General features: G+C 63.6%; 21 protein-coding genes. 9 read left to right on the top strand and 12 right to left on the bottom strand.

Features of this window, described 5'->3' with window-relative positions; genetic code table 11:
* Positions 1-133: 133 nt before the first annotated feature.
* The 8 genes from tldD to mreB form a co-directional block, all read right to left on the bottom strand.
* Entirely contained in the window at positions 134-1,573 is a 1,440-nt protein-coding gene (gene tldD, locus CQW31_RS08730; protein ID WP_054885944.1) for a metalloprotease TldD, read from the bottom strand.
* Positions 1,574-1,575: 2 nt separating this feature from the next.
* Positions 1,576-2,427 carry a carbon-nitrogen hydrolase family protein gene (locus CQW31_RS08725; protein ID WP_054885943.1) on the bottom strand — a complete coding sequence of 284 codons (852 nt, stop codon included), beginning with the start codon at positions 2,425-2,427 and terminating at the stop codon, positions 1,576-1,578.
* Between the two features lie 14 nt (positions 2,428-2,441).
* Complete coding sequence (locus CQW31_RS08720) at positions 2,442-6,257, bottom strand: YhdP family protein (protein ID WP_099814309.1); 3,816 nt, start codon at positions 6,255-6,257, stop codon at positions 2,442-2,444.
* Between the two features lie 82 nt (positions 6,258-6,339).
* Positions 6,340-7,797, bottom strand: coding sequence for a ribonuclease G (rng, locus tag CQW31_RS08715; protein ID WP_054887195.1), 1,458 nt, complete (start codon positions 7,795-7,797; stop codon positions 6,340-6,342).
* A gap of 54 nt (positions 7,798-7,851) precedes the next feature.
* Positions 7,852-8,451, bottom strand: a complete 600-nt coding sequence (locus CQW31_RS08710) for a nucleoside triphosphate pyrophosphatase (protein WP_054887194.1) — start codon at positions 8,449-8,451, stop codon at positions 7,852-7,854.
* A 30-nt stretch (positions 8,452-8,481) separates the two neighbouring features.
* Positions 8,482-8,970, bottom strand: coding sequence for a rod shape-determining protein MreD (mreD, locus tag CQW31_RS08705; RefSeq protein ID WP_054887193.1), 489 nt, complete (start codon positions 8,968-8,970; stop codon positions 8,482-8,484).
* Positions 8,970-10,028, bottom strand: a complete 1,059-nt coding sequence (gene mreC / locus CQW31_RS08700) for a rod shape-determining protein MreC (protein ID WP_099814308.1) — start codon at positions 10,026-10,028, stop codon at positions 8,970-8,972. The genes mreD and mreC overlap by 1 nt, the downstream gene beginning before the upstream one ends.
* Before the next feature lie 162 nt (positions 10,029-10,190).
* On the bottom strand, positions 10,191-11,228 hold the full coding sequence (gene mreB, locus CQW31_RS08695; RefSeq protein WP_003255163.1) for a rod shape-determining protein MreB: 1,038 nt from the start codon (positions 11,226-11,228) through the stop codon (positions 10,191-10,193).
* Between the two features lie 204 nt (positions 11,229-11,432).
* Between mreB and gatC the strand changes: the two genes are divergently transcribed.
* The 5 genes from gatC to CQW31_RS08670 all read left to right on the top strand — a co-directional run bounded on the left by gatC (position 11,433) and on the right by CQW31_RS08670 (position 16,281).
* Positions 11,433-11,720: an Asp-tRNA(Asn)/Glu-tRNA(Gln) amidotransferase subunit GatC gene (gatC, locus tag CQW31_RS08690; protein WP_054887192.1), complete on the top strand. Its 288-nt coding sequence runs from the start codon at positions 11,433-11,435 to the stop codon at positions 11,718-11,720.
* 15 nt (positions 11,721-11,735) lie between these two features.
* Positions 11,736-13,187: an Asp-tRNA(Asn)/Glu-tRNA(Gln) amidotransferase subunit GatA gene (gene gatA / locus CQW31_RS08685; protein WP_054887191.1), complete on the top strand. Its 1,452-nt coding sequence runs from the start codon at positions 11,736-11,738 to the stop codon at positions 13,185-13,187.
* 11 nt (positions 13,188-13,198) lie between these two features.
* Entirely contained in the window at positions 13,199-14,644 is a 1,446-nt protein-coding gene (gene gatB, locus CQW31_RS08680; RefSeq protein ID WP_099814307.1) for an Asp-tRNA(Asn)/Glu-tRNA(Gln) amidotransferase subunit GatB, read from the top strand.
* 146 nt (positions 14,645-14,790) lie between these two features.
* Positions 14,791-15,165 carry a septal ring lytic transglycosylase RlpA family protein gene (locus CQW31_RS08675; protein WP_082433675.1) on the top strand — a complete coding sequence of 125 codons (375 nt, stop codon included), beginning with the start codon at positions 14,791-14,793 and terminating at the stop codon, positions 15,163-15,165.
* 72 nt (positions 15,166-15,237) lie between these two features.
* The gene (locus CQW31_RS08670; RefSeq protein ID WP_099814306.1) at positions 15,238-16,281 is read left to right on the top strand and encodes a calcium/sodium antiporter; all 1,044 of its coding nucleotides are present in this window, start codon (positions 15,238-15,240) and stop codon (positions 16,279-16,281) included.
* Between the two features lie 19 nt (positions 16,282-16,300).
* On the opposite strand, the gene CQW31_RS08665 is transcribed toward CQW31_RS08670, so the two are convergent.
* The 4 genes from CQW31_RS08665 to CQW31_RS08650 form a co-directional block, all read right to left on the bottom strand.
* Entirely contained in the window at positions 16,301-17,659 is a 1,359-nt protein-coding gene (locus CQW31_RS08665) for an amino acid permease (RefSeq protein ID WP_099814305.1), read from the bottom strand.
* Between the two features lie 57 nt (positions 17,660-17,716).
* A complete protein-coding gene (locus tag CQW31_RS08660; protein ID WP_054886989.1) occupies positions 17,717-18,658 on the bottom strand; it encodes an AEC family transporter in 942 nt (313 codons plus the stop codon).
* Between the two features lie 180 nt (positions 18,659-18,838).
* The gene (locus CQW31_RS08655; protein WP_054886988.1) at positions 18,839-19,399 is read right to left on the bottom strand and encodes a response regulator transcription factor; all 561 of its coding nucleotides are present in this window, start codon (positions 19,397-19,399) and stop codon (positions 18,839-18,841) included.
* Entirely contained in the window at positions 19,399-20,655 is a 1,257-nt protein-coding gene (locus CQW31_RS08650; RefSeq protein WP_054886987.1) for an ATP-binding protein, read from the bottom strand. Before CQW31_RS08650 ends, CQW31_RS08655 begins: the two co-directional genes overlap by 1 nt.
* Before the next feature lie 202 nt (positions 20,656-20,857).
* Between CQW31_RS08650 and CQW31_RS08645 the strand changes: the two genes are divergently transcribed.
* From CQW31_RS08645 to CQW31_RS08630, 4 genes are all read left to right on the top strand, one after another.
* Positions 20,858-21,574 (top strand): SIMPL domain-containing protein, encoded by a 717-nt coding sequence (locus CQW31_RS08645; protein WP_099814304.1) that lies wholly within the window; start codon positions 20,858-20,860, stop codon positions 21,572-21,574.
* A 385-nt stretch (positions 21,575-21,959) separates the two neighbouring features.
* Positions 21,960-23,585: an ABC transporter substrate-binding protein gene (locus tag CQW31_RS08640; RefSeq protein ID WP_054886985.1), complete on the top strand. Its 1,626-nt coding sequence runs from the start codon at positions 21,960-21,962 to the stop codon at positions 23,583-23,585.
* A gap of 148 nt (positions 23,586-23,733) precedes the next feature.
* Positions 23,734-25,326 (top strand): ABC transporter substrate-binding protein, encoded by a 1,593-nt coding sequence (locus tag CQW31_RS08635; protein ID WP_054886984.1) that lies wholly within the window; start codon positions 23,734-23,736, stop codon positions 25,324-25,326.
* 233 nt (positions 25,327-25,559) lie between these two features.
* Positions 25,560-26,939, top strand: coding sequence for an OprD family porin (locus CQW31_RS08630; RefSeq protein ID WP_054886983.1), 1,380 nt, complete (start codon positions 25,560-25,562; stop codon positions 26,937-26,939).
* Positions 26,940-26,968 lie beyond the last annotated feature (29 nt).

The raw sequence follows: 26,968 nt of genomic DNA, 5'->3' as shown, positions 1-26,968 counted from the left end.
TCCTGTAGGAGCGGCCTTGCGTCGCGAAAGGGTTGCGGAGCAGCCCCAGCCATTTCTGCTGTATCGCTGAATCCCGGGGCCGCTCTGCGGCCCTTTCGCGACACGAGACCGCTCCTGCAGGCAGCCCGCATCCTCAAGCGCCAGTACCGCCCACGGTAATCGCATCGAGCTTCAAGGTCGGCTGCCCGACGCCTACCGGCACCGATTGGCCGTCTTTGCCACACGTCCCCACCCCACTGTCCAGCGCCAGGTCGTTACCGACCATCGACACCCGGCTCATGGCCTCCGGCCCGTTGCCGATCAGGGTCGCGCCTTTCACCGGGGCGGTGATCTTGCCGTCTTCGATCAGGTAGGCTTCGCTGGTCGAGAATACGAACTTGCCACTGGTGATATCGACCTGGCCACCACCGAGGTTGGCGCAGTAGATACCCTTCTTCACCGAAGCAATGATTTCTTGTGGATCGCTCTTGCCGGCCCGCATGTAGGTGTTGGTCATGCGCGGCATCGGCAGGTGCGCATAAGACTCGCGGCGACCGTTGCCGGTAACCGCCATGCCCATCAGGCGTGCATTGAGCTTGTCCTGCATGTAGCCCTTGAGGATGCCGTTCTCGATCAACGTGGTGCATTCGGTCGGCGTGCCTTCGTCATCGACACTCAATGAGCCGCGGCGCCCCTCGAGGGTGCCGTCGTCGACGATGGTGCACAGGGGCGAAGCCACCTTCTCGCCGATCCGCCCACTGAATGCCGAGCTGCCTTTGCGGTTGAAGTCGCCTTCCAGGCCATGGCCGACCGCTTCATGCAGCAGCACGCCCGACCAGCCGGACCCCAGTACCACTGGCAAGGTACCGGCCGGGGCCGGGATGGCTTCGAGGTTCACCAGTGCCTGGCGCAGCGCTTCGCGGGCATAGCCCATGACGCGGTCTTCAGTGAAGAAGCGGTAGTCGGTACGCCCACCGCCCCCCTGCCCGCCACGCTCGCGGCGGCCATTCTGCTCGACGATGACGCTGACGTTGAAACGCACCAGCGGGCGCACATCAGCGGCCAGGCTACCGTCGGCGGCGGCAATCAGGATGCGCTCCCAGACGCCGGCCATGCTTACGCTGACCTGCTGGATTCGCGGATCGAGGGCACGGGTGGCCGCATCCACACGCTTGAGCAGCTCGACCTTCTCGGCACGGCTGAGCACATCCAGCGGATTGTCCGGCGCATACAGCGCCGTCACGTCCTGGCTGCGGAACGCCTGGACCGTGCCGTTCTGGCCGGCGCGGGAAATCGAGCGGGCCGCACGGGCCGCCGAGGTCAGCGCTTCGAGGTTGATGGCATTGCTGTAGGCGAAGCCGGTCTTCTCACCGGACTGGGCACGCACACCGACACCCTGGTCCAGATTGAAGCTGCCTTCTTTGACGATGCCGTCCTCCAGTGCCCAGGTTTCCGAGATCTGCCCCTGGAAATACAGGTCCGCCGCATCGATGCCGGGGCCTGCCAGCTCGCCCAGCACGCTCTGCAGGCTGTCGAGGGTGAGTCCGCCCGGGGCCAGGAGTTGCTCGCTGACGGTGGATAACATCTGGCTCATAGTCACTCCGAGGTGTGCGCAGGCCGCAAGGCGTCCTGCGAGAAAAAGCGCCGGTGCGTGGTTACCGGCATGCGCGCCCGAATGGACGCCTGTTCATCAATGTCACGCTCGGCGAGCAAAACCGCTTCGCCTTGCGCCTGTTCTGCGACGATCCGCCCCCAAGGGTCGACGATCGCGGCGTGGCCGTGGGTTTCCCGCGGGCCTGGATGGGTACCGCCTTGAGCTGCCGCCAAAACATAGCACTGGGTTTCAATGGCCCGGGCGCGGATCAGAACTTCCCAATGCGCTGCGCCTGTGACCGCAGTAAAGGCAGCCGGTGCCGTGATCAACTCCGCGCCTGCGCTGCGCAAGGCGCTGTACAGCTCGGGGAAGCGCAGGTCGTAACACACGCTGAGCCCCAATCGGCCTAGCGGCGTATCGGCCACCACCACCTGCGCACCATGGGCATAGTCATCCGACTCGCGGTAGCGACCACGGTTGTCAGCCACATCCACGTCGAACAGATGCAGCTTGTCATAGCGCGCCACCACTTCGCCGTGTTCGTCGATGAGCAGCGAACAGGCATGGGCCTTGGCTTCAGGCTGGCCTTGTGGTGGCAGCGGCAAGGTACCGGCGACAATCCATAATCTGAGGTCACGTGCGGTACGTTTCAACCACGGCAGGATCGGGCCTTCGCCCATGGCTTCGGCGCGGCCGATGGCGGCGGCATCCTTGCGGCCCATTGCCGCGAAGTTTTCCGGCAGCACCGCCAACCGAGCGCCGCCCAGGGCTGCCTGTTCGAGCAAGGCGCCTGCACGCTGCAGGTTGGCCAGCACATCGTCCTGGCTGACCATCTGGATGACCGCTGCCTTCATGGGCACTCCTGCAATTATTTATCGAACGGTTTCACAAACGTGATTTTAGGCTCTTTCACCGGCCCTTCGACGCGATAGTGCACACTGGCAAAACGCGACACACGGTCGCCGATCAGCCGGTCGACCAGGAACAGCGCGCCCCCGACCGCAGGCGCACCGACAATCAACGCGGCCAGTGGCAGGTTGTTGGTCACCGGCAGGGTCACCTGCAGGTTGGCAGCGACCCGATCGCGCACCAGGTCGAGGGTGCCATCGAGCTCAAAGTTGCTCGACGGCCCGGTCACGCTGATTGGCTCGCGGGTCACGTAGACGCCGCTACTGGCCACCAGCAGGCCCTTGACCCGGTCATAGGCCAGGCCCTTGTCGAACAGGTCGGAGAAGTCCAGGCGCAGGCGCCGGCCAATCGAGTTGAAGTTAAGCAGGCCGAACACGCGCAGGGCCTGTGCGCCACCCTCCACCTCGACGAACTGACCGCTGCGCAAGGCCGCATCCATGCTGCCAGAGAAGCGCTTGAGGCCGACCCAGGCGGGCGAACCCGGCCAACGGCCATCCACATCCAGGCGGAAATCGCGACTGGTCACGGTCGGGGCGAACCCCCAGGCCTTGAGCACATCGGCGAGGTTCTTGCCATCGAGCCGGCCTTTGTACCAGCTGCTGGTAGCCCCCGTTTCGCCTTCCCAACCGCCACTGCCATCGACATGCAAGCCTTTGAAGTCAAGGTCGATGTCTTGCGCAGCCACGCCCCGAGCGGTGGGGCGCAACTTCAGCGCGACATTGCCGAACAGGTCGTCGCCGCGGTACAGCTTGTCGATGCTCAGGTCCAGCGCCGGCACCTTGCGTGGGTCGAACGAGGCCAACGGGTCGGGGCCTTCTTCCGATTGGGTTTCAGCGGGGTCGGCGGGCGGTAGGCGCAGTGTCTGCAGGCGCACCACCATCGGTGCAGCCTTGGCATCTGGCAGGCGCGCGTTACCGATGACTTCCTTGCTGTCCAGGCGCAGGTCCCAGGCTGCGCCCCCCCGGGTCAGGCGCACGACGGCCTGGTTCAGGTTCATGCCGAAGGCCTTCAGCTGGCCGATGCTCAGGTCGACGCTCTGCAAGTTCTGCCGGGCATTGCCACCGGGGTCGTCACCAGCAAAGCGAGCGGCCTGTTCCTGCCAAGGGCCCAGGTCCAGGCTTTCCAGCCGCCCCTTGACCCGCAGCCCCTGAGCCGCTGGCAGCTGCGCCTGCCCGGAGCCAAGCAACAGTTCGCCACGGCCCTGGCCCAGCTTGTCGGCCGGTGCGGCGTAGGCGAAACGGGCCAGGTCGGCGTAAGCCGCATCGAATCGCCGCTCAGGCCCTTGCAGGTTCATGCTGAAACGACTGTCGCGGGTCTCCGCCGCCGCCTTGCCGAACGGAGCCGGCAGGTCGATGGCCAAGCCCTTGAGCGAAGAGCTGACGCTCAAGCTGTTATCACGACTGCCCAAATTGACTTGCAACTGGTACGGCAGGTCGCCTGAAGCGGGCAAGGTCTGCCTGAACTGCAACCAGTCGGTCAGGGACTTCAGCGAAGCCTGGCCGCTGGCGCTGATGCGCGTCTGCATCTGCTCGGGCTGGCCCTCGGCGCTGATCTGCGCAGTGACCGGCTTGCCGAACACCTGCAAGCTGATGTTCTTGCCGCTCAGCCCCTTGTCGAAGTCAAAGCTGAAGTCACCCTTGAGGCGCGTCAGGTCCAGGCTGGGCGGGGTCACCTTCAGACGTGCATCGGCAGTGGCGAAGTCCACCAGCACTTTTGGCCGCTCGCCATGGGCCAAGGGTACGTCGAGCTTCACATTGCCCTTGAGAGGGCCCTCGCCTTCCCAGCCGGCGAAGATCTCGCCAGTCCCGATCGGGGCTTCCTTGAGGATTTTCAGACCATCGCCAAGGCTGCCGTCGAAATTGCCGTCGAGGTACAGATGGCTGTGCTGGCCGCTGTCGACATGGGGAATATTCACGCTGACGTCGCTGACCTTGGTGTCGAGCAGCAAGCCCTTGCTGGCCTTGATGCGCACGCCGCTGTCTTCGATCAGCACATCGCCGTCCACCTGCTGCACCTGCGGCCAGCCTGGCTGGAAGTCGAGTGCGGCGTCGTGAACCTTGAAGAACAGGCTGATGCTGCGAGCCTCCGGGGTGGCGCCGTGGTTCAACGAACCCTGGTACTGGAAGTAGCCCTCATCGACGTTGCCCTTGACGATGGCGCTGCGCAGCCATTCGTCGAGGGCCGGGCTCAGCACTTCGGGCAGGTACTTGGCGGTATAGCGGCCATCGCCTTCGGTCAGGCCGACCCGCAGGTCCATGTAGCTTTCGGTGCCTTCGTCGAACAGCAGGCGAATCAGGAAATCGCCAGCGATCTTGCCCTCCTCGCCCAGCACCTTGAGGTAGGGGGCGATGAGGGTGAAACCATGCTTGTCGAGCGCCCAGGTCAGGCGCGCATTGGCCTTCTGGTATTGCCAGGGTTTGGCGAAGATCGGGTACAGGTGCAGCATGAATGCGTCAGTATCCAGCCGCAGCTCGCCATGCCCGAGGTCGCCGCTGATGCTGCCGCTGACATTGCCAGCTGCCGGTGCGCCATGATAGGCATCGAAACCGACCCTCTCCAGGTTGGCTGCGAACTGCAGCCGCTGGTCGCCCTCGGCGTTTGGCCGTGCTTCCAGCCGAACGTTGCGCAGCGCCCCGGTGACGTTCAGCCCATCGACCACGGCCATGAGCTTGTCCGACAAGGGTGCCAGGGCATCGATCAGCGGGGTCAACGGGGTGAGGTCAAGGCGGTCGGCCTGCACCTGCCAGGTTTCGTCGGCCGGGTCGTCGCCCAGGCGCTGGTTCACTTGCAGGTGCGATTCCCAGCGGCTCTTGCCGATGCTCGCCGCGAGTGAATCCACCAGCACATCGAAACCCTGATCCCGGCGCTGGAACCAGGCGGTCAACGCGAGGTTGTCCAGGGCCACCGCCTTGCGCTCGGCGTAGGCACCGCGCAGTTGCGGTGCATTGAGGCGCACCACTGCCTGCTGCAACTGGCCCTTGCTCCAGTCGACCCAGAACTCGCCACCGGCCTTCAGCGCTTCCGCCCGCCACTGGCCCAGCAAAGCGGGAGGCAACCACCGCGCCCAGTCGCTTTGCGGCAGGCTCAGGTAAGCCTCGACCGCGCCATCGCGCCAGGCTTTGGCATTTGCCCGGCTGCGCAGATTGAGCGCCAGCGGCTGGCCGTCGGGCAAGGTCGCCCGCAGGTCGAGGGCCTGGCGTGAAGCCCCGGCTTGCAGGCCGACGCTGACATAGGTAAGGGTCAACGGGTCACGCTGCCAGGGCTGCAAGGTGACCTGGCTGTCGAACACATCGATGCGGCCCAATTGACGCAAGCGCTGCAGCAACTCGGCAGGATCCAGCGGCGCGTCATCCTTTTTTGGCAACCCTTCAAGGGCCCAGCCACCCTGCTCGTCCTCGCGCAGAATCAGTTGCAGGCCACCGAGTTCGATGCGCGCCAGGCGCACTTCGCGGGAGGTCAGGCTGGCCCACAGGTCCGGTACCACCTTGACGTCATCCAGGCGCAGGGCCGATGCGCCCTCGCCCAGTTGCAGGTCACGCACGCGCAACACCGGCGCCAGGCCGCTCCAGCGCCCTTCCAGCGCCCCGACATGCACGGGTAGACCAAGCGCCTGTTCAGCCTTGCTCTCGACATCGCCACGGTATTCGGCCACCAGCGGCACCAGCTCGCGACCGAGGCTGACATACAATGCCACCAGCACCGCGAGCAAGGCACAGATGCCCAGCCCCCAACGGGTCAAGGCGACAAGAACGCGGTTCAGACGTCCCATGGCCATGGCCCTCCAGGTCGTTTATCCATGATGGCCCGACGTGCCGGGCTTGCCAGCCAGCGCCATCCGGGGCGGGTATCAGAAAGCCTCAGAGCAGCACCACATCGTATTGTTCCTGCGAATACATCGACTCGACCTGAAAGCGAATGGTTCGGCCAATGAAGGTCTCCAGTTCGGCAACGTTGCCGGACTCTTCGTCCAGCAGGCGATCGACCACCTTCTGATTGGCCAGCACACGATAACCCTCAGCCTGGTATGCACGGGCTTCGCGGAGGATCTCGCGGAAGATCTCGTAACAGATGGTCTCGGGAGTCTTCAGCTTGCCGCGCCCCTGACAGGCGATGCATGGCTCGCAGAGAACCTGTTCGAGGCTTTCACGGGTGCGCTTGCGGGTCATCTGCACCAGGCCCAGCTCGGTGATGCCGATGATGTTGGTCTTGGCATGATCCCGCTCCAGCTGCTTTTCCAGGGTGCGCAGCACCTGGCGCTGGTGCTCTTCGTCTTCCATGTCGATGAAGTCGATGATGATGATCCCGCCGATGTTGCGCAGGCGCAGCTGCCGAGCGATGGCCGTGGCGGCTTCGAGGTTGGTCTTGAAGATGGTTTCTTCCAGGTTGCGGTGGCCGACGAACGCACCGGTATTGACGTCAATGGTAGTCATCGCTTCGGCCGGGTCGACCACCAGGTAGCCGCCGGACTTGAGCGGCACCTTGCGCTCCAGGGCGCGCTGGATTTCGTCCTCGACCCCGTACAGGTCGAAGATTGGCCGCTCGCCTGGATAATGCTCCAGCCGATCAGCGATCTCCGGCATCAGCTCGGCGACGAACTGCGTGGTTTTCTGGAAGGTTTCCCGCGAATCGATACGAATCTTCTCGATCTTCGGGTTGACCAGGTCACGCAGCGTGCGCAAGGCCAGGCCGAGGTCTTCATAAATGACCGTGGGCGCGCCGCAGGTCTGGATCTGGCTGCCGATCTGCTCCCACAGGCGGCGCAGGTAACGGATGTCCTGGAGGATTTCTTCAGCCCGCGCCCCCTCGGCAGCGGTGCGCAGGATGAAGCCCCCTGCGTCCTTGATGTTCTCGCTGTCCATACAGTCGCTGACCACCTGCTTGAGGCGCTCGCGTTCGGCTTCGTCTTCGATCTTCAGCGAAATGCCGACATGGCTGCTGCGTGGCATGTACACCAGGTAACGCGAGGGGATCGACAGCTGCGTGGTCAGGCGCGCACCCTTGGTGCCGATCGGATCTTTGGTCACCTGCACCACCAGGGCCTGGCCCTCGTGCACCAGTGCGGTGATGTTCTCCACCGCCGAGCCTTCGCGCTGGGATATTTCCGACGCATGGATGAACGCCGCGCGCTCCAGGCCGATGTCGACGAATGCCGCCTGCATGCCCGGCAGCACCCGCACGACCTTGCCCTTGTAGATATTGCCGACGATGCCGCGACGCTGGGTGCGCTCGACATGCACTTCCTGCAGCACCCCGTTTTCCACCACCGCCACGCGTGATTCCATCGGGGTGATGTTGATCAGGATCTCTTCACTCATGGCAGGCTCTCGTCAAAGGTCTCGGGTAATGATGGATCGCTATCGGATGTCTGGCTAGCGCTGTGCCGATACCCCATGTTGCTGCCAGCATGGGATCGAAAACGCCGCGAGCAAGCGGGCAGTTTCGAACAGCGGAAGGCCGACCACGGCCGAGTAGCTGCCCTCAAGCTGCTGCACGAAGACTGCACCCAACCCCTGAATCGCGTAGCCGCCTGCCTTGTCCAGTGGCTCGCCGGTTTCCCAGTAGCGCTGCGCTTCTTCAGGGCTGATTTCGCGAAAATACACATGGGTACCGACGCATGCTTCTTCCCAACGCGTTCCATCGGTCACGGCCACGGCCGTGATCACCTGATGGCGGTCGCCGGAAAGCTTGGCGAGCATGGCCAAGGCGTCGTCACGGTCACGCGGTTTACCGAGGATTTCTCCGAGAGAAGACACCACCGTGTCAGCCCCCAACACCACGCCTGGTCCGTCCAGCCTGGCGAAACCGGCGGCAGCCTTGGCACGCGCCAAGCGCAAGGCATAGTCTGGAATGCCTTCGCCGGGCAGTGGCGTTTCATCGATGGGCGCACTGACAACAGTGAACGGCACGCCGATCTGGCCGAGCAGTTCACGCCGGCGCGGTGAGCCGGAGGCGAGGTAGAGTGGTTTCATCTGGACATCTCCCTGTCAGTGGCAGCGCCGTCAGTTGATGCGCAAACGTCGGCGCAGGTCGCGCAGGGCGAAGCTGATCCATGGCCAGAGCAAGGCACTGATCACGGCCGGCCAGACCAGCGCCAGGGTTGGCAGGCGATTGCCGGTGAGCGCACTGAGCCACAGCTGGATCAGCTGGGCGATACCGAAGATCACCAGGATCACCAGGCTCTGCTGCCACAGCGGGAACATGCGCAGGCGCTGCTGCAGCGACAGCACGAGGAACGTGATGAGCGTGAGGATGAGCGCGTTCTGCCCCAGCAAGGTGCCGTACAGTACGTCCTCGGCCAGCCCCAGAATGAAAGCGGTGGTCATGCCAACCTTGCCTGGCACGTTCAAGGTCCAGAACGACACCAGCATCGCCAGCCACATGGGCCGGAACACTTCAAGGAACTGCGGCATGGGTGAAACGCTGAGCAGCAGGCCGATGGCGAACGTCAGCCAGATGACCCAACCGTGATTACGGCGCGACTTGGCCATCATTGTCTCCGGGGATGGGCGGGGGCCGCAGGCGCGGCGGCAGGGCTGCCGGGCGCTGCAGCCGGGGGCGCTGCAGCCGGGGCCGCAGGCGCCTGACCCGTAGCGGCCGGCCCGGCTGGCTGTGCCGGGGCTGGGGCAACTGCCGGCTGCTCGGCATTGGCAGCAGGTTGGCCAGTGCCCTTGCGATCGGCCTCTTCCTGGGCGATGGCTGCTTCGGTGGCACGCTGCTCCGGTGTACGGCGGTCACTGAACACCAGCAACATGTAGCGGCTGCGGTTGAGCGCGGCGGTTGGAATGGCGCGGACGATGGCAAACGGCTGGCCGGAATCGTGGATCACTTCGTTGACCGTGGCCACCGGGTAGCCGGCCGGGAAACGCTGGCCCATGCCAGAGCTCACCAGCAGGTCACCTTCCTTGATGTCGGCGGTGTCGGCGACATGGCGCAACTCGAGACGCTCCGGGTTGCCGGTGCCGCTGGCGATGGCGCGCAGGCCGTTGCGGTTGACCTGCACCGGAATGCTGTGGGTCGTGTCGGTCAACAGCAGGACCCGCGAGGTATACGGCATCAGCTCGACCACCTGGCCCATCAGGCCACGGGCATCGAGTACCGGCTGCCCCAGGAACACACCATCGCGCTCACCCTTGTTGATCAGAATGCGGTGGGTGAACGGATTGGGGTCGACGCCGATCAGCTCGGCCACTTCGACCTTTTCGTTGACCAGCGCCGAGGAGTTGAGCAACTCACGCAAGCGCACGTTCTGCTCCGTCAGGGCCGCCAGCTTCTGCAGGCGCCCTTGAAGCAGCAGGGCTTCGGTCTTGAGTTTTTCGTTTTCAGCGATCAGCTCGGTGCGGCTGCCGAACTGGCCGGCCACGCCTTGCCACATCCGCTGCGGCAGGTCGGTGATCCAGTACGATTCCATGAGCACCAGGCCCATCTGGCTGCGCACCGGCTTGAGCACGTCGAAACGCGCGTCGACAACCATCAGCGCGACCGACAGCACTACCAGTACCAGCAGGCGAACGCCCAGCGAAGGGCCCTTGGAGAAAAGCGGTTTAATGGGCCGTTCCTCGTGGACGACTCAGGAGGTCATTGGACATGGGACAACGCACCAGCCTGGTTGCGGGTTGACGGAAACGACGCCGCGATGGACGCCAGCCAGCGCATACAGGTAGCACTGCGCGTGCTACCTGTAAACCGGGCTTTCGAAAGCAGCGGGGGATCACTCGCTGGAGAGCAGGTCCATCGCGTGCTTGTCCATCATCTCCAGGGCGCGACCACCGCCACGGGCGACACAGGTCAGCGGGTCTTCGGCGACGATCACCGGCAGGCCGGTTTCCTGCGCCAGCAGTTTGTCGAGGTCACGCAGCAGCGCGCCACCACCGGTCAGCACCAGGCCGCGCTCGGCGATGTCGGAGGCCAGCTCCGGCGGCGATTGCTCCAGGGCGCTCTTGACCGCCTGGACGATGGTCGCCAGGGATTCCTGCAGGGCTTCCAGGACTTCGTTGGAGTTCAGGGTGAAGGCGCGTGGTACGCCCTCGGCCAGGTTACGGCCGCGCACGTCGACTTCGCGCACCTCGCCGCCCGGGTAGGCGGTGCCGATTTCCTGCTTGATACGCTCGGCGGTGGATTCGCCGATCAGGCTGCCGTAGTTGCGGCGCACATAGGTGACGATGGCTTCGTCGAAGCGGTCGCCGCCAACCCGGACGGACTCGGCATAGACCACGCCGTTCAGCGAGATCAGTGCGATTTCGGTGGTGCCGCCACCGATATCGACGACCATCGAGCCACGGGCTTCTTCGACCGGCAGGCCGGCACCGATGGCAGCGGCCATTGGCTCTTCGATCAGGAACACTTCACGGGCACCGGCACCCAGGGCCGACTCGCGAATGGCGCGGCGCTCTACCTGGGTCGATTTGCACGGTACGCAGATGAGCACGCGTGGGCTCGGCTGCAGGAAGCTGTTCTCGTGAACCTTGTTGATGAAGTACTGCAGCATTTTTTCACAAACGCTGAAGTCGGCGATGACGCCGTCCTTCATCGGACGAATGGCAGCAATGTTGCCAGGCGTGCGGCCCAGCATGCGCTTGGCTTCGGTACCGACGGCGACGACGCTTTTCTGGTTGCCGTGGGTACGGATGGCAACAACCGAGGGCTCATTCAGGACGATACCGCGCTCACGCACGTAAATAAGGGTGTTGGCAGTACCCAGGTCGATGGAAAGATCGCTGGAAAACATGCCACGCAGTTTCTTGAACATGGGAAAGTGACCCTGGGGAAAGCGTGGGTAAAAAAGTGCGGCAAACTCTAACAATGGCAGGGATTTTGGGCAAGGAGCCAATATGTTAAATTGGCTGTTTTTCCGAGCACGCCAGCAGATGATCGCGGCCGTTGGACCGCCAAAATGCTGACATGTTCCTCACCGCGGACCCTATTCGGTTCTTTGTTTCCCCTGGAGATCACCATGGCGCTTGAACGCAGCGACGTGGAAAAGATTGCCCATCTGGCCCGTCTGGGCCTGAATGAAGGCGAACTGCCACGCATTACTGACGCCCTGAACAGCATTCTCGGCCTGGTCGACCAGATGCAAGCGGTCGACACCAACGGCATCGAGCCCCTGGCCCACCCCCTGGAGGCCAGCCAGCGCCTGCGTCCCGACCAGGTCACCGAAAGCAACCAGCGCGACGCCTACCAGGCCATCGCGCCAATGACCGAAAGCGGTCTGTACCTGGTTCCGAAAGTCATCGAGTAAGGGATAGAGCCTGCCATGCATGAATTGACCCTGGCCGAGATCGCCCGCGGACTCGCCGACAAGTCGTTTTCCTCCGAAGAGCTGACCGGCGCCCTGCTGGCGCGCGTCAAGCAGATCGACCCACAGATCAACAGTTTCATCAGCGTCACCGAAGAGCTGGCCCTGGGCCAGGCGCGTGCTGCCGACGCCCGTCGCGCCGCTGGCGAGAACGGTGCACTGCTCGGCGCACCGATTGCCCACAAGGACCTGTTCTGCACCCTCGGCGTGCGCACCAGCTGCGGCTCGAAGATGCTCGACAACTTCAAGGCACCGTACGACGCGACCGTGGTCGCCAAGCTGGCCGAAGCCGGCATGGTCACCCTGGGCAAGACCAACATGGACGAGTTCGCCATGGGTTCGGCCAACGAATCCAGCCACTACGGCGCGGTGAAGAACCCGTGGAACCTCGAGCACGTACCCGGCGGTTCGTCGGGGGGCTCGGCCGCTGCCGTGGCCGCACGCCTGCTGCCGGCCACCACCGGCACCGACACCGGCGGCTCGATCCGCCAGCCGGCGGCACTGACCAACCTCACCGGCCTCAAGCCGACGTACGGTCGTGTATCGCGCTGGGGCATGATCGCCTACGCCTCGAGCCTCGACCAGGGTGGCCCGCTGGCACGTACCGCCGAAGACTGCGCCCTGCTGCTGCAAGGCATGGCCGGCTTCGATGCCAAGGATTCCACCAGCATCGACGAGCCGGTGCCGGACTACAGCGCCGCCCTCAACGGCTCGCTGCAGGGCCTGCGCATCGGCCTGCCGAAGGAGTACTTCGGTGCCGGCCTCGACCCGCGCATTGCCGAGCTGGTCCAGGCCAGCGTCAAGGAGCTGGAAAAGCTCGGTGCGGTGGTCAAGGAAATCAGCCTGCCGAACATGCAGCATGCCATTCCGGCGTACTACGTGATCGCACCAGCAGAAGCCTCCTCCAACCTGTCGCGCTTCGACGGTGTGCGCTTCGGCTACCGCTGCGAAGAGCCGAAAGACCTGACCGACCTGTACAAGCGTTCCCGTGGCGAAGGCTTCGGTACCGAAGTGCAGCGCCGCATCATGGTCGGCACCTACGCCCTGTCGGCCGGCTACTACGACGCTTACTACATCAAGGCGCAGCAGATCCGCCGCCTGATCAAGAACGACTTCATGGCCGCCTTCGCCGAGGTCGACCTGATCCTCGGCCCGACCACGCCGAACCCGGCCTGGAAGCTTGGCGCCAAGAGCAGCGACCCGGTCGCCGCCTACCTGGAAGACGTCTACACCATCACCGCCAACCTGGCGGGCCTGCCAGGCCTGTCGATGCCAGCCGGCTTCGTCGATGGCCTGCCGGTCGGCGTGCAGCTGCTGGCACCGTACTTCCAGGAAGGCCGCTTGCTCAACGTCGCGCACCGTTACCAGCAAGTCACCGACTGGCACACCCGCGCCCCTAACGGCTTCTGAGGAATTCACACATGCAATGGGAAGTTGTGATCGGGCTGGAGATTCATACCCAGCTGTCCACCCAGTCGAAGATCTTCTCCGGCAGCGCCACCACCTTCGGCTCCGAGCCGAACACCCAGGCCAGCCTGGTTGACCTGGGGATGCCAGGCGCACTGCCGGTGCTGAACCAGGAAGCCGTGCGCATGGCCTGCATGTTCGGCCTGGCGATCGATGCCGAAATCGGCAAGCGCAACGTATTCGCGCGCAAGAACTACTTCTACCCGGACCTGCCCAAGGGCTACCAGATCAGCCAGATGGACCTGCCGATCGTCGGCAAGGGCCACCTGGACATCGCCCTGGAAGACGGCACCATCAAGCGCATCGGCGTCACCCGTGCCCACCTTGAGGAAGATGCCGGCAAGAGCCTGCACGAAGACTTCAGCGGCTCTACCGGCATCGACCTGAACCGCGCCGGCACGCCACTGCTGGAAATCGTCTCCGAGCCGGACATGCGCAGCGCCAAGGAAGCCGTGGCCTACGTCAAGGCTATCCACGCGCTGGTGCGCTACCTGGGTATCTGCGACGGCAACATGGCCGAAGGCTCGCTGCGCTGTGACTGCAACGTGTCGATCCGCCCGAAAGGCCAGGCCGAATTCGGCACCCGCTGCGAGATCAAGAACGTCAACTCGTTCCGCTTCATCGAGCGCGCGATCAACAGCGAGATCCAGCGCCAGATCGACCTGATCGAGGACGGCGGCAAAGTGGTGCAGGAAACCCGCCTGTACGACCCGAACAAGGATGAGACCCGCTCCATGCGCAGCAAGGAGGAGGCCAACGACTACCGTTACTTCCCCGACCCGGACCTGCTGCCGGTGGTGATCGAGGACAGCTTCCTCGAAACCGTCCGCGCCGGCCTGCCGGAGCTGCCACCGCAAAAGGTCGAACGCTTCCAGAGCCAGTACGGCCTGTCGGCCTACGACGCAAACGTGCTGGCTTCCAGCCGCGAACAGGCGGATTACTTCGAAGAAGTGGCGAAGATCGGTGGCGACGCCAAGCTGGCCGCCAACTGGGTCATGGTCGAGCTGGGCAGCCTGCTGAACAAGCTGGGCATCGAGATCGACCAGGCGCCGGTCAGCGCCGCACACCTGGGTGGCATGCTGCTGCGCATTCGCGACAACACCATCAGCGGCAAGATTGCCAAGACTGTGTTCGAGGTAATGGCAGCGGGCGAAGGCGATGCCGACAGCATCATCGAAAGCAAGGGCCTCAAGCAGGTGACCGACACCGGTGCGATCGACAAGATGCTCGACGAAGTGCTCGCTGCCAACGCCGAACAGGTCGAACAATATCGTGCCGCTGACGAGGCCAAGCGCGGCAAGATGTTCGGCTTCTTCGTCGGCCAGGCGATGAAGGCCTCCAAAGGCAAGGCCAACCCGGGGCAGGTGAACCAATTGCTCAAGGCCAAGCTCGAAGGGTGATTGTTTTACCCCTCTGAATCTTGCGAGGGCTTCGCCCTCGTTCGCGGGCACGCCCGCTCCCACAGGTGCAGCGCCGCTATCACATGCGGCGATATACCTGTGGGAGCGGGCGCGCCCGCGAATGGCCATATAGGAGAGCACCTGACTTGCTAAAACGTTCCCTCGGCACCCTGGCCCTGTTCTCCTTCCTGGCCGGCTGCGCCAGCCACGACATCGACCCCCGCGGTTACAACGAAACCGGCACCGCGTCCTACTACGGCTCGCGCCACCACGGCAAACGCACTGCCAGCGGCGAACCGTTCAACCAGCACGGCCTCACTGCCGCCCACCGCAGCCTGCCATTCGGCAGCCGCGTGCTGGTCACCAACCTGGCCAACGATCGCAGCGTGGTGGTCCGCATCAACGACCGCGGCCCGCATACCCGAGGCCGACTGATCGACCTGTCACGTGCTGCAGCAGAAAAAATCGGCATGCTCCGTAGCGGAACGGCGCGCGTCCGGGTACAAGGTCTGAGCGATTGACCTGCCACCTGCCCTGACTGGAGCCCCATCATTTTCGACCTGGCCACCCTCCCCACCTTCAGCCTGCTGCAAATGGGCGCTGCCCTGCTGCTGCTGATCGCCGGTGCCGAACTGCTGGTGCGTGCGGCGCTGCGCCTGGCCGAACGCCTGCGCGTGCGCCCCTTGATCATCGGCCTTAGCCTGGTGGCCTTCGGCAGTACCGCACCGCAGTTGACCGTGAGCCTGCAAGCCGCCTATCAAGGTGCGCCCGACGTGGCCGTGGGCAGCGTGATCGGCAGCAACATCTTCAACGTACTGGTCATCCTCGGCCTGGCCGCGCTGATCATTCCACTGCGGGTATCGCGCCAGCTGGTGCGCCTGGACATCCCGCTGATGATTGCCGCCAGCGCCCTGGTCTATGCGCTCTGTGGCAATGGCCACCTGGGCCGGGCCGAAGGGTTGCTGTTGCTGCTCGCCCTGGCGGGCTACCTGGCCATGCTCTGGCACCAATCGCGCCATTATGCCCGCACCTATCCGGCCCAGGATGCCAGCGCAGCGCGCGCTGGGCGCTTCTGGTCCGGGGCGCTGCTACAGGTGCTGTTCGGCCTTGGCCTGTTGAGCCTGGCCGGCCACCTGCTGCTGGAGGCGGCCATTGAAGTGGCCACCGATCTCGGACTGTCCGAGCGGGTCATCGGCCTGACGGTGGTCGCCGTGTGTACATCCCTGCCCGAGCTTGCCGCCGCGCTGATTGCCGCCATTCGCGGCGAGCGGGAGATTGCCGTCGGCACGGTGATCGGCAGTAATCTGTTGAACTTGCTGGGTGTGCTCGGCCTGACCGCACTGATAACACCCGAGCCGCTGACCATCTCGCCCAATGCGCTGGCATTCGACCTGCCGGTGATGCTGGGTGTCGCGGCCCTGAGCCTGCCGGTGTTCTATTCGGGCTACCGGATCACCCGCAGCGAGGGGCTGGTATTCCTCTGCCTGTACCTGGTCTATGGCCTGCATGTGGCAGCCTTCACCATGGGCATGCCACTGGCCGGGCGGCTGGAGCGGTTGATGCTGTTCTATGTGCTGCCGGTGCTGGGCACGGTGTTGCTGTACACCACCGCCCGAGCCTGGCGCAGGCAGCACTGACAGGCCAGGCCTGCTTTGACTATCTTCCCTGCCGAGCCTTCTTCAACTTGAAGGCCACCCACAGCACTGCAATCCACGCAGGGATCAGCATCACCGAGATGCGGATCGGCGGGGTCAGGTACATCACCACCAGAATCAGCACGATGAACGCCAGGCACAGGTAGTTGGTCAGCGGGTGCCCCCAGCTCTGGTAGAACGGGTTGACCCCGGCCGCCAACTTGGCCTTGCGGAACTTCAGGTGGGTGATGCTGATGCTGGCCCAGTTGATCACCAGCGCCGACACCGCCAACGCCATCAGCAGGCCGAACGCCTCGCCAGGCATCAGGTAGTTGATCAGCACGCACATGCCGGTCGCAAAGGCTGAAACAGCCAACGCCGTCAGGGGCACGCCGCTGCGGCTGACCTTGAGCAACTGGCGCGGCGCATCACCTTGGCTGGCCAGGCCGAACAGCATGCGACTGTTGGCGTACACACAGCTGTTGTACACCGACAACGCAGCGGTCAACACCACGATGTTGAGGATGGTCGCCACCAGGTCGCTGTCCAGTTCGTGGAAGATCATCACGAACGGGCTGCCGCCTTGCACCACCTTCTGCCAAGGGTACAGCGACAGCAGCACGGCCAGGGCACCGATGTAGAAGATCAGGATGCGGTAGACCACCTGGTTGGTTGCCTTGGGGATGCTCTGGCGCGGGTTGTCGGCCTCGGCGGCGGTAATGCCGACCAGCTCCAGGCCACCGAAGGAGAACATGATCACCGCCAGCGCCATCACCAGCCCGGTCACACCATTGGGGAAGAACCCGCCGTACTGCCACAGGTTGGCCACGCTGGCATCCGGGCCGCCGTGGCCGCTGGCGAGCATCCAGGCGCCGAAACCGATCATGCTGACGATCGCTACCACCTTGACCAAGGCGAACCAGAACTCCATTTCGCCATAGACCTTCACCTGGGTGAGGTTGATCAGGTTGATCACCACGAAGAAGATCGCCGCCGTGGCCCAGGTCGGGAACGCCGGCCACCAGTACTGCACATAGATACCCACGGCCGTGAGCTCGGCCATGCCGACCAGCACGTAAACCACCCAATAGTTCCAACCGGAAACGAACCCGGCGAACTCGCTCCAGTATTGGTGGGCGAAGTGGCTGAAGCTGCCGGCGACAGGCTCCTCGACCACCATCTCTCCCAATTGGCGCATGATGAAGAAAGCCATCAGACCGGCGATGGCGTAGCCCAGCAAAACGGCGGGACCCGCCAGCTGGATGGTCTGGGCGATGCCCAGAAACAGCCCGGTACCGACGGCGCCACCCAGCGCAATCAGCTGGATATGGCGATTCTTCAGCCCGCGCTTCAGCGGCTCGGGCGTGCTCTGGTCTTGCATGAAGTGTCCTTTGGCTCAGTGAGGCAGTGTTGTTGCTGTTGTTTTGCAGTCAAGGATCTAGATCCATCCGCCCCACTGCAAGATGAAAATACCAATATTGGTGGTGATCGCCGCCATTAACGTGGTTATCACGATGATCGAGGCCGCCAGTTCATGGTTGCCGTTGGCGGCGCGAGCCATGACGTAGCTGGCCGCCGCCGTCGGGCTGCCGATGTAGAGGAACAGGATGCCCAGCTCGGCCCCCCGGAAGCCGCACAACCAGGCACCCAAGGTGCCGATCAGCGGCAGCAGGACCATCTTCACCAGGCTCGCATCGATGGCCAGCCTGCCGCTGTCGCGCAGGGCCGCCAATGACAGGGTGCCACCGATGCAGATCAGCGCCAGCGGCAGGGTCATCTGCGCCAGGTAGTCGCCAGACGTCAGCAGCCAGTTCGGCAGCGGCACCTGGCCGTAGGCCAAGGGCGTGGCCACCAGCACACTGATGATCAGCGGATTGCTCAGGATGCTCTTGCAGATGCTCCACGGGTCGGACTTGAGGTCCGGGCTGTACACCGCCAGCACCACCGCCGACAGGGAGTTGTACATGAGGATCACCAGCCCGGCGAGCACCGCCCCCAGGGAGATGCCGTAATCGCCATAGAGGCTCGCAGCCAGGGCCAGGCCGATCACGCCGTTGTTGCCGCGGAACGCACCCTGGGTGTAGATGCCACGGTCGGCCAGAGGGCTGCGCCAGATGGCCATGCCCCAGGCCACGGCAAAGCCGACCAGGGTGGCGACCACGAAGTAGAGGATGACCCTGGGCTGTACCGCGGTGGCCAGGTCGGCGTGGTAGATGCCCAGGAACAGCAACGCTGGCATGCAGACGTTGAACACCAGCTGCGAGGCGACGCGGTTGAAGTTGTCGTCGATCAGGTGGATACGTTTGAGCAGCACGCCCATGAACAGCATGGCGAAGACGGGGGCCGTGATGTTCAACGTCTGGATAAGAAGGGCGAGCATGCGCAAGCGGTCCTGATGGGGTTGCCGTTAGGCGGCTAATGATACGCCAACGCGTCAGGAATTGCGGGGATCGAGCAGGACTTTAAACATGTTTCTGACTCTTCGCGGGCACGCCCGCTCCCACAGGGGATATGCGACCCTTGTGGGAGCGTGCATGCCCGCGAAGAAGCCAACGTCGGATCAGCGCCGAACGGGGCGCTTCTGCAGTTTGCGCTGCAGGGTGCGACGGTGCATGCCCAGCGCCCGCGCAGTAGCGGAGATATTGCCCTCGTGCTCATTCAGCACGCGCTGGATGTGCTCCCACTGCAGGCGGTCCACCGACATCGGGTTTTCCGGCACCAGCGAGTCCAGGTCGGCATGTTCCGACAGCAGTGCCGCCAGTACGTCGTCGGCGTCGGCCGGCTTGCACAGGTAGTTGCAGGCGCCGCGCTTGACCGCCTCGACGGCGGTGGCGATGCTCGAGTAACCGGTCAGGATCACCACGCGCATCTCCGGGTCCAGCTGCAGCAGCTTGGGCAGCAGCACCAGGCCCGAGTCGCCTTCCATCTTGAGGTCCAGCGTGGCGTAGTCCGGCAGGTCCTGCTGGGCCAGAAGCAGGCCTTCCTCGGCAGAGCTGGCAGTGCTCACACGGAAACCGCGGCGGCTCATGGCCCGGGCCATGACCCGGGTAAAGGTGGCGTCATCGTCCACCAGCAACAGGTGCGGCAGCTCTTCGCCTTCGACCTGGTTTTCTTCGCTCATCATTCATCTCCTCGCTTGCCATGGGGCAGGCGCAGTTCGGTCAGGGTGCCACCCTGTTCATGACTATAGAGTTTCACCGAACCGCCCGCACGGGTCACGCTGGCCTTGCTCAAGAACAGGCCCAGGCCGAAGCCTTTGCCTTTGGTGGTAATGAAGGGTTTGCCGATTGCTTCGGCGATGGCCGGCGGTACACCGGGGCCATGGTCGCGGATGCTGATCAGGATGTCCTGGGCGTCCCAGTCCAGGGTGACCTGCAGGTCATCGGGGCAGGCATCGGCGGCATTGTTCAACAGGTTCAGCAGCGCCTGGGTCAGGTCCGGTGGCGGCGTCAGGCGCGGTACCAGGCCGTCGCGCAGGCGCTGGAAGCGGTAGCTGGCCTCCGGGCGCATCAGGTGCCAGCGGTTCAACGCTTCGTCGAGCCAGGCGGTGACGTCCTGTTCGACCACCGCCAGACGGCGGTTGGCCTCGGCGGCGCGCACCAGTTGCTGCAGGGTTTCCTTGCACAGCTTGACCTGGTCCTGAAGGATCTGCAGGTCTTCCTGAAGCAGTGGGTCGGTGTGGTCCTGGCGCATTTCATTGAGCAGCACGCTCATGGTCGCCAAGGGTGTGCCCAGTTCGTGGGCCGCGCCGGCAGCCTGGGTGGCCACGGCCAGCAACTGTTCGTCACGCAGGCTTTCTTCGCGGCGCTCGGAGCGCAGTTGCTCCTGACGGCGCAGCTCTTCGGCCATGCGCGCGGCAAAGAAGGTGATCACGGCGGCGGCCAGGGCGATACTCAGCCACATGCCGTAGACCTGCATCTTGTCCCGCGCCATCGGCAGCCCCTCGAGCGGGTAGAACTGCACCAGCAGCAGGCTGTAGGCGGTCAGGGCGATGCCCGATAGGATCAGCGAATACAGCCACGGCAAGGTCACCGCAGCGATGGCCAGCGGCACCAGGTAATAGGACACGAACGGGTTGGTCGAGCCACCCGAGTAGTACAGCAAGGCACTGTGGATCAGCAGGTCGCAGGCCAGCTGCAAGGCATATTCGGTCTCGGTGACCGGCAGCGACAGGCGCAGGCGCAGGGCGGTGAAGGCGCAGAGCAGCGACGACAGGGCCAGGGTAGCAGCCAGCGAAAGCCACGGCAGCGGCAGCAGGTCGGTCCAGTAGGCGACGCCCACGGAGCCTGCCTGGGCGGCCAGGACCAGAACGCGAATGACAGTCAGGCGCCAGAGGTTCTGGCGTGTTGCGGACAACGGTTGTGCGGCGGCGAGCATGCGCTCTCCCGATGTGTGCTCCAGTAAAATCGGCTGGAGTATACCGAAGCCGGGCGCCCCACTGCAGCGATGCGGCAAAGCGCCACACTTTGTCACATGTTCATGGTGGCACTTTTGAACCAGCTACACGGGTTCCGGTCTGAAGGGCCATGCGTGGAAAGGATGACCTCAACCCACGCCTATCATTGCCAAGGAGTAACACATGCACATTCCACGTCGCGGCGCGGCCCTGATCCTGTCCTGTGGCCTGCTCGCCAGCCTGCCGGCCCTGGCGGCCGACGAACCGCGCTACAACCAGGTATCGCTGCGCGCCGAAGTCAGCAAGGAAGTGGCGCGCGACCTGATGGTCGTGACCCTCTACAGCGAAGCGCAGAATACCGACCCCGGCAAGCTCGCCAAGCAAATCACCGAAACCATGAACAAGGCCGTGCAGCAGGCGCGCCAGGTCAAGGACGTGAAAATCAGCCAGGGCAGCCGCAACAGCTACCCGGTGTATGACAGCAAGGGGCAGAAGATCACCGGCTGGCGTGAGCGCGCCGAGCTGCGCCTGGAAGGTGCCGATTTCCCGGCCCTGTCCCAGCTCACCGCCGACCTGCTGCAGGACCTGAAGATGGGCAGCATGGACTTCTCCATCGCCCCGGCCACGCGCAAGGCCAGCGAAGACGAGCTGCTCAAGGATGCGGTCAATGCATTCAAGGCCCGCGCACAGCTGGCCACCGAGGCACTGGGCGGCAAGGGCTATAAAGTGGTCAGCCTGAATCTGAACAGCTCCGGTTACCCGCGCCCTTACCTGCGTAGCGCGCCAATGGCGATGATGGCCAAAGGTGCGGACGAGGCGGCGCCTGCGCCGGATATCGAGGCGGGTACCAGTGAAGTCAGCATGAATGCCGATGGCCTGATCGAAGTGCAGATGCAGTAAGAGACTGGCAAGACCCTGTGGGAGCGGGAGTGCCCGCGAAGAAGCCACCGCGGTGGATGGCACGGGCTTCGCCCGTGTTCGCGGGCAAGCCCGCCCCACAGTGATCGCGTCAAATCATGAATTTGGGAATTTTCCTACGCACTATATAAGTGCGTCCTACATACTTTACGCCCCTGAAACATCCAGCAAAAAGCCATCATTTCGCCCGCGCAAACGTTCAACTTCGCTGAAAGTTATACGAATGCGACATCCATGTACGCTCGTACTACTTTTCTGACGCCAACTATCCTTCTCCCTGTTGCATTGGGAATACCCCCTGCATAAGTATCCGCAGGTCGGCTCACGAGGCCACCTCAACCCCAAAAATGACAACAATGAGGCCACCATGCTCAAACACGCAGTCATTCCGTTCCTGCTAGGTGCAGGCTTGCTCGCCGGTGCTCCACTGGCCCAGGCCGCGTCCAGCCTGGTGTTCTGCTCCGAAGGCAGCCCGGCCGGCTTCGACCCGGGGCAATACACCACAGGAACCGACTTCGACGCCTCGGCCGAGACCGTGTTCAACCGCCTGTCCCAGTTCGAACGCGGCGGTACCGCGGTAATCCCGGGCCTGGCGACCAGTTGGGACGTGGCCGACGAGGGCAAGACTTATACCTTCCACCTGCGCGAAGGGGTGAAGTTCCACACCACCGACTACTTCAAGCCGACCCGCGAATTCAACGCCGACGACGTGCTGTTCACCTTCAACCGCATGCTCGACAAGAATCACCCGTTCCGTAAGGCCTACCCCACCGAGTTCCCTTACTTCACCGACATGGGCATGGACAAGAACATCGCCAAGGTGGAGAAGCTTGACGATCACACGGTGAAGTTCACCCTCAATGAAGTGGACGCCGCGTTCATCCAGAACCTGGCCATGAGCTTCGCCTCCATCCAGTCCGCCGAGTACGCCGGGCAATTGCTCAAGGACGGCAAGGCCGCCGACATCAACCAGAAGCCGATCGGCACCGGCCCGTTCGTGTTCAGCAAGTACCAGAAGGACGCGCAGATCCGCTTCAAGGGCAACAAGGACTACTGGAAGCCCGAAGATGTGAAGATCGACAACCTGATCTTCGCCATCTCCACCGACGCCTCCGTGCGCATGCAGAAGCTGAAGAAGAACGAGTGCCAGGTTACCCTGTTCCCGCGGCCGGCCGACATCGAGCCGCTGAAGGCCGACAAGAACCTGCAGATGCCCCAGCAGGCCGGCTTCAACCTCGGCTACATCGCCTACAACGTGATGGACAAGATCAAGGGCAGCAACGAGCCTAACCCGATGGCCCGGCTGCAAGTCCGCCAGGCACTGGACATGGCCGTGGACAAGAAGAAGATCATCGAATCGGTCTACCAGGGCGCGGGCCAGCTGGCAGTCAACGCCATGCCGCCCACCCAGTGGTCGTATGACACCAGCATCAAGGACGCACCGTACGACCCCGAGAAGGCCAAACAACTGCTCAAGGAAGCCGGCATCAAGGAAGGCACCGAGATCACCCTGTGGGCCATGCCCGTGCAGCGCCCCTACAACCCCAACGCCAAGCTGATGGCCGAGATGCTGCAGTCCGACTGGGCCAAGATCGGTATCAAAGCGAAGATCGTCAGCTACGAGTGGGGCGAGTACATCAAGCGCTCCAAAGGCGGCGAACAGGGCGCCATGCTGATCGGCTGGAGCGGTGACAACGGTGACCCGGACAACTGGCTCGGCACCCTGTACGGCTGCGACGCCGTCGACGGCAACAACTTCTCCAAGTGGTGCTACAAGCCCTACGACGACCTGATCAAGCAGGCCAAGGCCACGTCCGACCAGGCCAAGCGCACCGAGCTGTACCAGAAGGCCCAGCACATCCTCAAGGAACAGGTGCCGATCACTCCGATCGCCCACTCCACGGTCTACCAACCGATGAGCGCCAAGGTGAAGGACTTCAAGATCAGCCCGTTCGGGTTGAACAGTTTCTACGGCGTCAGCGTGGATAAATAGGGTAGCTCCCCGCACCCGCCCTCGACGGCGGGTGCGCCTCACCACCAAGCATTTCGTGCCCCCTCCGACGCTACCCGCGACGGAGTCGGGAAACTGTTGCCGTCATTCGTACCCCGAAGCGGCTTGAACAGCTGGAAAAGGAATCGCCATGCGCCACGTCACTCGCCTTTCGACCCTGCTCGCCCTTGGCCTGCTGAGCCAGGCCCCTGCCCTTCAGGCCAAGAACCTGGTGTTCTGCTCCGAAGGCAGCCCGGCCGGCTTCGACACCGCCCAGTACACCAGCGCCACCGACAACGACGCCGCCGAGCCGATCTACAATCGCCTGGTGGAGTTCGAACGTGGCGGCACCGCCGTGCACCCGGCGCTGGCGACCCAGTGGGAAGTTTCCGAAGACGGCCTGCGCTACACCTTCCACTTGCGCCCCGGCGTGAAGTTCCATGCCAACAAGGCCTTCACGCCGAGCCGTGATTTCAATGCCGATGACGTGCTGTTCACCTTCAACCGCATGCTCGACAGGGACCAGCCGTTCCGTAAGGCCTACCCCACCGAATTCCCATATTTCGTCAGCATGGGACTGGACAAGAACATCACCCGGGTCGAGAAGACCGACCCCATGACCGTGGTGTTCACCCTGAACAAGGTCGATGCCGCGTTCATCCAGAACCTGGCGATGAGCTTCGCCTCGATACTCTCGGCCGAGTACGCCGAAACGTTGCTGGCCAGCGGGCGCCCCAGCGACATCAACCAGCAACCGATCGGCACCGGGCCGTTCGTGTTCCAGCGTTACCAGAAGGATTCGCAGATCCGCTTCAAGGGCAACCAGGAGTACTGGGCGCCTGATGAAGTGAAGATCGACAACCTGGTGTTCTCGATCAATACCGACCCATCGGTGCGCATCCAGAAGCTGCGCCGCAACGAATGCCAGGTCACCCTGCACCCGCGCCCGGCCGACCTGCCGGCGCTCAAGGCCGACGGCAAGCTGCAGGTCATGCAACAGCCCGGCTTCAACCTCGGCTATATAGCCTATAACACCCAGCACCCACCGTTCGACCGCCTCGAAGTGCGCCAGGCCATGGACATGGCGGTGAACAAGCAGGCCATCATCCAGGCGGTGTACCAGGACTCCGGCCAGTTGGCAGTCAACGCCATGCCGCCAACCCAGTGGTCCTACGACAACAGCCTCAAGGACGCGCCGTACGACCCGGAAAAAGCCAAGCGGTTACTGCAGCAGGCAGGGGTCAAGCCCGGCACCGAGATCACCCTGTGGGCCATGCCGGTACAGCGCCCTTACAACCCCAACGCCAAGCTGATGGCCGAGATGCTCCAGGCCGACTGGGACAAGCTCGGCTTCAAGGTGCGCATCGTCAGTTACGAATGGGGCGAATACCTCAAGCGCATGAAGAGTGGCGAACACGACATCGCCCTGATCGGCTGGACGGGCGACAACGGAGACCCGGACAACTGGCTCGGCACCCTCTACAACTGCGACGCCATCGGCAGCAACAACTATTCGCTGTGGTGCGACCCGCAATACGACCGCCTGGTCAAGCAGGCCAAGCAGGTGACCGACCGCGAGCAACGCACGGCGCTTTATCAGCAGGCCCAGCAGCGCCTCAAACAGCAGGTGCCGATCACCCCGGTAGCGCATTCCACGGTGAACCAGCCGTTGAGCATCAAGGTGGCCGATTTCAAGGTCAGCCCGTTCGGGCGCAATGACTTTTCCGGTGTGAGTGTTGATTAGGCGTTAACCAGGGCCGGCCTCTTCGCGGGCTCGCCCGCTCCCACAGGAGCTCCTTAGGTTCGGAATTAGCGCCGTACCTGTGGGAGCGGGCGTGCCCGCGAAGAGGCCGGCATAGCCAACAAAAATCCCCCGATTTTGCCCGGCAACCCCGGGCAACCCTGGCAACACCGCAGCAAGCAACCCGGCCCACAAGGCCAGGTGATAACTAAAAGAACAGAAAGGGAGCTTTAACTTTGAGACTATTCACCTTGACCGCTTTGGCCTTATCCATCGGCACCTTTTCCGCCGTGACAGAGGCCGACACCCAGAGCCAGGACTACATCCCGTTCAGCCTGAAATCCAGCAGCGAACAGGACCAGGCCAACGGCTTCATCGACGGCCAGAGCCTGTCCGGCAGCACCCGCAACTGGTATGCCCACGAACGTGCCACCCGCGCACCGCTTTGGAAGTACTACAAGGGCGACGGCACCCGCCACGACACCCATAGCCGCGACAACTGGGTGCAGGGCACCATCCTCAACTACAGCTCGGGCTTCACCCAGGGCACTGTCGGCTTTGCCGTCGAGGCCGCCGGCTACAACGCAATCGCCCTGCAACAGGGCCGCGCCGCGATCGCCGGCCCGAACAACCGGACGCTCACCCACAGCGACGGCGACCCGGTCGGCCAGTGGAGCAAGATGGGCCTGGCCAACGTCAAGGCGCGTGTCTCCAATACCACCCTCACCGTCGGCCGCCAGTCAGTGGACACGCCGATGATCGCCTACATCGGCAACCGTGCGTTGCCGTCGAGCTTCCAGGGCGCATTCCTGCACAGCGCCGAATTCGACAACCTGTCGCTCGACCTGGGTACCTTCGACCGCGTTTCGCCACGCACCGAACAGAGCCTGAGCAAGTTCCGCAGCGAATATGGCGCCACCGGCGTCGAGACCGACCGCGCCAGCACCGCCGGGGTCAATTACCAGCCGTTCAAGAGCCTGACCACCAGCCTGTACGCCACCAAGGTCGACGACTTCTGGAACCAGTACTACTTCGGCGCCAGCCATGTACTCGGCGACAACGCCGTGCTCGCCCTGACCACCGGCCTGAACTACTACAAGACGGTGGACGAAGGCAGCAAGAAGATGGGAGAGATCGACAACGACACCTACAGCCTGTCGTTCGGCCTGACCCACCAGGCGCACACCCTCACCGCGTCGTGGCAGCAAGTCAACGGCAACGAGTATTTCGACTACCTGCACGAAACCAACGGCATCTACCTGGCCAACTCGCTGCTGTCGGACTTCAACGGCCCCAACGAGAAATCCCTGCAGATCTCCTACGTGCTGAACATGGCGCCGTACGGCGTACCGGGCCTCAAGTTCAACCTGTACAACGCCCGTGGCTGGGGCATCGACGGCACCCATTACCGGGGCACCGCCTATGACGTCAACGGCCTGGATGGCGAAACCCACTACGAGTGGGGCATCGGCACCAGCTATGCCGTGCAGAGCGGGCCGTTCAAGGACACCAGCATCCGCGCCACCTACACCGCCCACCGCGCCAGCAAGGCGCAGGCCGATGGCAGCCTCGACGAGTTCCGCTTGGTGACCACCATTCCATTCAACATTCTTTGACCGATGGCGCCATGGCCCGCTTCAACCCG

The organism is Pseudomonas sp. 382 (genome assembly GCF_002759075.1).
Classification (GTDB): domain Bacteria; phylum Pseudomonadota; class Gammaproteobacteria; order Pseudomonadales; family Pseudomonadaceae; genus Aquipseudomonas; species Aquipseudomonas vlassakiae.
Note: the sequence above shows the minus strand (reverse complement) of the source record. Positions and strands in the feature narration are given on the sequence as shown.

What these genes read in the sequence shown, in the direction of transcription:
- rng (WP_054887195.1), bottom strand. Translation starts at nt 7,797, where the DNA reads ATGAGTGAAGAGATCCTGATCAACATCACCCCGATGGAATCACGCGTG.
- CQW31_RS08650 (WP_054886987.1), bottom strand. Translation starts at nt 20,655, where the DNA reads ATGCTCGCCGCCGCACAACCGTTGTCCGCAACACGCCAGAACCTCTGG.
- gatB (WP_099814307.1), top strand. Translation starts at nt 13,199, where the DNA reads ATGCAATGGGAAGTTGTGATCGGGCTGGAGATTCATACCCAGCTGTCC.
- mreD (WP_054887193.1), bottom strand. Translation starts at nt 8,970, where the DNA reads ATGGCCAAGTCGCGCCGTAATCACGGTTGGGTCATCTGGCTGACGTTC.
- CQW31_RS08645 (WP_099814304.1), top strand. Translation starts at nt 20,858, where the DNA reads ATGCACATTCCACGTCGCGGCGCGGCCCTGATCCTGTCCTGTGGCCTG.
- gatC (WP_054887192.1), top strand. Translation starts at nt 11,433, where the DNA reads ATGGCGCTTGAACGCAGCGACGTGGAAAAGATTGCCCATCTGGCCCGT.
- CQW31_RS08665 (WP_099814305.1), bottom strand. Translation starts at nt 17,659, where the DNA reads ATGCAAGACCAGAGCACGCCCGAGCCGCTGAAGCGCGGGCTGAAGAAT.
- tldD (WP_054885944.1), bottom strand. Translation starts at nt 1,573, where the DNA reads ATGAGCCAGATGTTATCCACCGTCAGCGAGCAACTCCTGGCCCCGGGC.
- CQW31_RS08655 (WP_054886988.1), bottom strand. Translation starts at nt 19,399, where the DNA reads ATGAGCGAAGAAAACCAGGTCGAAGGCGAAGAGCTGCCGCACCTGTTG.
- mreB (WP_003255163.1), bottom strand. Translation starts at nt 11,228, where the DNA reads ATGTTCAAGAAACTGCGTGGCATGTTTTCCAGCGATCTTTCCATCGAC.
- CQW31_RS08640 (WP_054886985.1), top strand. Translation starts at nt 21,960, where the DNA reads ATGCTCAAACACGCAGTCATTCCGTTCCTGCTAGGTGCAGGCTTGCTC.
- CQW31_RS08635 (WP_054886984.1), top strand. Translation starts at nt 23,734, where the DNA reads ATGCGCCACGTCACTCGCCTTTCGACCCTGCTCGCCCTTGGCCTGCTG.
- CQW31_RS08660 (WP_054886989.1), bottom strand. Translation starts at nt 18,658, where the DNA reads ATGCTCGCCCTTCTTATCCAGACGTTGAACATCACGGCCCCCGTCTTC.
- CQW31_RS08670 (WP_099814306.1), top strand. Translation starts at nt 15,238, where the DNA reads ATGGGCGCTGCCCTGCTGCTGCTGATCGCCGGTGCCGAACTGCTGGTG.
- CQW31_RS08725 (WP_054885943.1), bottom strand. Translation starts at nt 2,427, where the DNA reads ATGAAGGCAGCGGTCATCCAGATGGTCAGCCAGGACGATGTGCTGGCC.
- CQW31_RS08720 (WP_099814309.1), bottom strand. Translation starts at nt 6,257, where the DNA reads ATGGCCATGGGACGTCTGAACCGCGTTCTTGTCGCCTTGACCCGTTGG.
- gatA (WP_054887191.1), top strand. Translation starts at nt 11,736, where the DNA reads ATGCATGAATTGACCCTGGCCGAGATCGCCCGCGGACTCGCCGACAAG.
- CQW31_RS08710 (WP_054887194.1), bottom strand. Translation starts at nt 8,451, where the DNA reads ATGAAACCACTCTACCTCGCCTCCGGCTCACCGCGCCGGCGTGAACTG.